Below are 4,590 nucleotides of genomic sequence, written 5' to 3'. Positions count from 1 at the left end.
CGATTTTTTCACCCGACAAACGGTCGAGTTTGTGAAGCGTTTCGAATGCCCAAGCCCTACATCCCAAACCGTGGAAATCGCAAGAGGAAGTACCGATGGAAGAAGGCGGTCTACCGCGGACGCAACCGCGTCGAGCGCTTCTTCAATAAGCTCGAGCAGTTTCGACACATCGCCACCCGCTACGACAAACTCGGCGCCAACTTCTTCGCCTTCATCCAGCTTGCCTCCATCCGCATCTTCTTGAGATCAATTGACTCCACGGCCTAGCTGGAGACGACACGAAAGCTCCAGCAGTCGGCCATCAAGACTACATAACAAAGCCCTTTAGTCCGGGTAAATGGCTTGCTAAGGTTTGCGAGCATCTCGACAAAACGGAGTAACACGTGCGCGAAACGCCACTGATCCTCGTTGTTGACGACAATGAAGCGAACGTCGAAATTCTGGAGACGCGTCTGACGAGCCAAGGTTACGAAGTGATAACAGCGCGGGATGGTGCCGAGGGTCTGGAGCGCGCACAAGTTGATCAGCCTGACTTAATCCTACTGGATGTCATGATGCCCAAGATCGACGGCCTAGAAGTCGCCCGTCGGCTCAAGCGTGACGAATCGCTCCCCTTCATGCCGATCATTCTTGTGACGGCCAAAGGCGAGACGGCTGATATTGTGGCGGGGCTCGACGCTGGCGGCGATGAATATCTCACCAAACCTGTCGATCAGGCATCGCTGGTAGCGCGCGTGAGATCGCTACTACGCATCAAGGAGCTACACGATACAATTGAAGATCAATCGCATCTGTTGCAGCGGCAAAAGGAAGAACTTGAGGAACTTAATCAGAAACTTGAAACCCGGGTGGCCGCGCAGGTCAACGAGCTAGACCGTATGCAACGACTAAGGCGATTTCTTCCACGACAGCTGGCGGAAATGGTCGTCACTTCCGGCGATGAAAGCATTCTGGACAGCCATCGCCGTGAAATCACTGTCGTATTCTGCGATCTTCGCGGTTTTACTGCTTTCTCCGAAGTCTCGGAGCCGGAGGAAGTCATGGCCGTTTTGGCCGACTACCATGCAGAGGCTGGCCCTTTGGTCGAAAAGTATGGAGGTACGCTGGACCGCTTCCTGGGCGATGGCTTGATGATCGTCTTCAATGATCCGGTAAGAATGGAAGATCATGCAGCGCGCGCCGTTCGCCTAACGTTGGAACTTCGGGACAAGATCGCTGAGCTTTGCGACAATTGGCTGACGCTCGGTTATCAGCTGGGGTTCGGTGTGGGTGTCGCAAACGGATACGCAACAATCGGCAAGATTGGATTTTATGGCCGCGTCGACTATACCGCTATCGGCACCGTCGTGAACCAGGCGGCTCGGCTTTGCGACGAAGCAAAGCGAGACGAGATTCTAATCACGCAAAGAGTGGTAACTGCCACGAATGACCTGATCGAAGCAGAACCCCTGGGCGAGATCACCTTCAAGGGCCTACGGCAGCCGGTTGTCTGCTGGCGATTGCGCGGTTTGAGGCATTAGAGCCGATTAATGAAGTTCACGGACCGCTCTGCCTTCTGCATTTGTATGGCGATTTTAGCAGCCCACTGTCCTACCGAAAAGCTGACCGATGTTTTCGGTAGGAAGAAGACTTGCGTTGCCGCACTTGCTCAAGGCGACTGGTGACACACTTCGTCCCTTAGCAGTCGCAATATTGTAGGCCGGGAAAGGAGGCGCTCTTGATCATATGGCTGCCCTGATAGAGAACGACCAGCCTAGAATTGGTAGTGCGATAAGATCGGGCCGATGCACGACCGGCGGATGGCGGCGGCACGGCCTAACCAGACTCTCCAATATAATTGCGGACAAGCGCGACCATCTGCTTTGGGCTAAATGGCTTGGTGACATAGTCGTCACAGCCAGCCGCGCGCGCTTTCTCCTCATCGCCCTTCATCGCGAATGAACTGAGGGCTATAATCGGCGTTCGCGAAATATCAGGCGACGACTTGATCTCGCGGGTGGCGTCGTAGCCGTCGAGCACAGGCATTTGGATATCCATAATCACCAGATCCGGGCGCTCATGGACCGCCTTCTCAACACCCTCCCTCCCGTTCTGCGCTTCGATCACACTGTAGCCAGCGCCTTCCAGAGCCAAGCGCAGGACGTCGCGCAAGTCTTCTTGATCGTCGACAATGAGCACACGACCTTTCACGTGGTTGCTCCTTGTGCTGGCACCCTTACGGGAAGCCTGATGTGGAACGTCGCGCCAGCCCCGAGTTCCGACTCCACCCAGATACGGCCACCATGCATATCGATGATCTGCTTGGAAATTGCCAATCCAAGCCCTGTGCCACCTTTTGTCTTAGTGTCGGTGCTGTCGACCTGCTGGAATTCCTCGAATATGCGTCCCTGCTGAGCGGGAGCAATGCCGGGTCCCGTGTCGCGGACATAAATCGCGAACTCATCATTCTCTAGGCTGGCAGCGACAGCGACCGTTCCCTTGTCAGTGAATTTGATTGCATTGCCAACAAGATTGAGCAAAACCTGCATCAACCGTTGTTCATCGCCAAAGCCAGAGGGCAATTGCGGCGCAACTTCTGTGTGAAGCTCAAGGCCCTTCTCCGAAGCAAGCGACTCGGTTGCCACACGCACTGTCTCGATAAGGCTGCTTAGAGCATACTCGCCCAGGTTGAGACTAAACTGTCCGGCCTCGATTCTAGAGATATCAAGAACCGCGTTAATCAGGCCGAGGAGGTGCTTGCCGTTCGCCTGCACTCGTTCAAGTCTCGCGATTGCTTTCTCTGGCAACTCACCAAACAAGCCGTCAAGCAACAGCTCTGTGTATCCAAGCATAGCCGCTAGAGGTGTTCTCAGTTCGTGACTCATGTTTGCGACAAATTGTGACTTGTGTCGGCTTGCCTCTTCGAGTTCCTGGTACAGTCGAGCAAGCTCGTCGCAAGTACGATTCAGGTTAGCGGCCAGTTCGCCCAATTCATCGCGGCTAGCAACCGTTACGTGCTCTGTGAACTCGCCGGCGGCTACTTTGCGTAGTCGCGTTTCGATCTTTTTTAGCGGCCGAATTATTGACCAGGAAAAGACATACCCAAGGCCGAGAGCCAACAGAATGCTACCCACCGAAAAGCCCACAACGAAAATTCTGGAGTTGCTGTACGCCTGTCGACTTTTCTTGATACCCGCCAGCATATCGGCCTCGGCCAAGTTGACGAGTTTGTTCGTAAGACGCTCAAGACGGTCAGCAAGGGGGCGGGCTTCGTTCAACTGTAAGGCACGGGCTTCCGCTAAACGACCTGCCCGGGCATAATTAATTGCCTTGGAGACAGCCTCAATGAAGCGCTCATAATCCATTCTGACTTTGGAGAGCACTTCGCGCTCGTCCTTTGCCACATACTGTAGGCGATCCAAATCGTATCCGAATTGGCTCAGTTGGCGAAGCACGCCATCCAGTGCTCGATCATCTTGAGAGTGTAAAGCGGATGTGACGCCATAGAGTTGACGCGTTGTGCCGTGTTGGACATGGCGATAAGCGGTAATCTTGCGTTGGAGTTCGTTGAGCTCCTCACTGCGCTCATTCATCTCCCTAAGAGACTGCAAACCCAATGCGCCCAGTAGGATGAGGAGCCCGACCATCAGTAGAAATGCCGCAAGCATTTTTGATTGCACGCGGATCGGCACGCGTGAGATCGCGTCGACTACTGGGTTCCGCAGGTGGATCAAGGCTTGTCATCAACTTGGGTGTGAATTACTTCGATCCCGCCAAGGCATCCCGATTCGGTTTTCCTGCATGGAGGCCTGGGCGCAGCTTCCAGGCCACGTAAGGAAAAGGACGCGGCGGTATTGGCGTGCTGTTCCTAAAGTTGTTTTGATAATCGGGTGGCAGTCTCTGCCGGATGTGCCCGCAGGCATTTGGGGCCGATAGCATGAAAACGCCTCCCGCACGGCTTATCCTCTCATCTCGTGTCTGAGATCTTTAAGGAAGTTAAATTGGGTGCCTTCCTCAAGGATTTTCTTGGGATTGTTCTTCAGCATCCCCGCATCATGTAATCGGAGCGCGTAGAACCGCATTGTGTCGTCGGAATCGTATTCATGCCAGAGATCGTAGGGTATCGCCTTGATAGTCTCCAGCGCATAGTCGTACCGTTCCGCGAATTTGCCATCCACAAGCTGTCGAGCCGCATTTTCCGGTTTGGAAGAACACACTGCCGCAGCCCTGTACATTGCACGCAGGAATTTCTTGGTGGCAACCGGATGATTGCGGACCCAGGAGCGATTGCCGTACATCATGCAGCAGAAGTATTGCGACCAAGGGTGATCCTGAACCGTATTGAGAATGACCCGCTTGTGTCCGCGGGCCCGAAGCATTTGGGGTTCGGGTGGAAAGCCTAGGAAGGCATCGGTCTCGCCCGCAGCAAACAGCTCCAACGGAGGACCGGTCTTGCTGGTTACCCATTTAATATCTTTCTTCGGATCTAGCCCGACATACGCGGCCATAATTGATATATACAAGTGTTCCCCGAGATGCATTTCGTTGATGCCAACTCGTTTGCCTTTGAGGTCGCTGATAGTGCGAATAGGCTCGCGAGCAAAAAGCTCG

General features: G+C 54.2%; 5 protein-coding genes. 2 read left to right on the top strand and 3 right to left on the bottom strand.

Translation table 11 applies throughout. From position 1 onward, the window contains the following. Both AC33YF_RS12940 and AC33YF_RS12935 read left to right on the top strand, forming a co-directional pair. Positions 1-267 (top strand): transposase (locus tag AC33YF_RS12940; RefSeq protein WP_491777624.1); only part of this gene is annotated, 267 nt, incomplete at its 5' end. A gap of 116 nt (positions 268-383) precedes the next feature. Further along, a complete protein-coding gene (locus AC33YF_RS12935) occupies positions 384-1,520 on the top strand; it encodes an adenylate/guanylate cyclase domain-containing protein (protein ID WP_491777623.1) in 1,137 nt (378 codons plus the stop codon). Positions 1,521-1,815: 295 nt separating this feature from the next. Here the strand turns inward: AC33YF_RS12935 and AC33YF_RS12930 are convergent, their stop codons facing one another. The 3 genes from AC33YF_RS12930 to AC33YF_RS12920 form a co-directional block, all read right to left on the bottom strand. After that, positions 1,816-2,190, bottom strand: a complete 375-nt coding sequence (locus tag AC33YF_RS12930; protein WP_491777622.1) for a response regulator — start codon at positions 2,188-2,190, stop codon at positions 1,816-1,818. Next, the gene (locus AC33YF_RS12925; RefSeq protein ID WP_491777621.1) at positions 2,187-3,659 is read right to left on the bottom strand and encodes a sensor histidine kinase; all 1,473 of its coding nucleotides are present in this window, start codon (positions 3,657-3,659) and stop codon (positions 2,187-2,189) included. Before AC33YF_RS12925 ends, AC33YF_RS12930 begins: the two co-directional genes overlap by 4 nt. Positions 3,660-3,938: 279 nt before the next feature. Next, the coding region (locus AC33YF_RS12920) for an ABC transporter substrate-binding protein (RefSeq protein ID WP_491777620.1) at positions 3,939-4,590 on the bottom strand (652 nt) is incomplete at its 5' end.

The organism is Methyloceanibacter sp., from assembly GCF_058506495.1.
The sequence above is the reverse complement of the archived record's forward strand: the minus strand, read 5'-3'. Positions and strand labels throughout refer to the sequence as shown.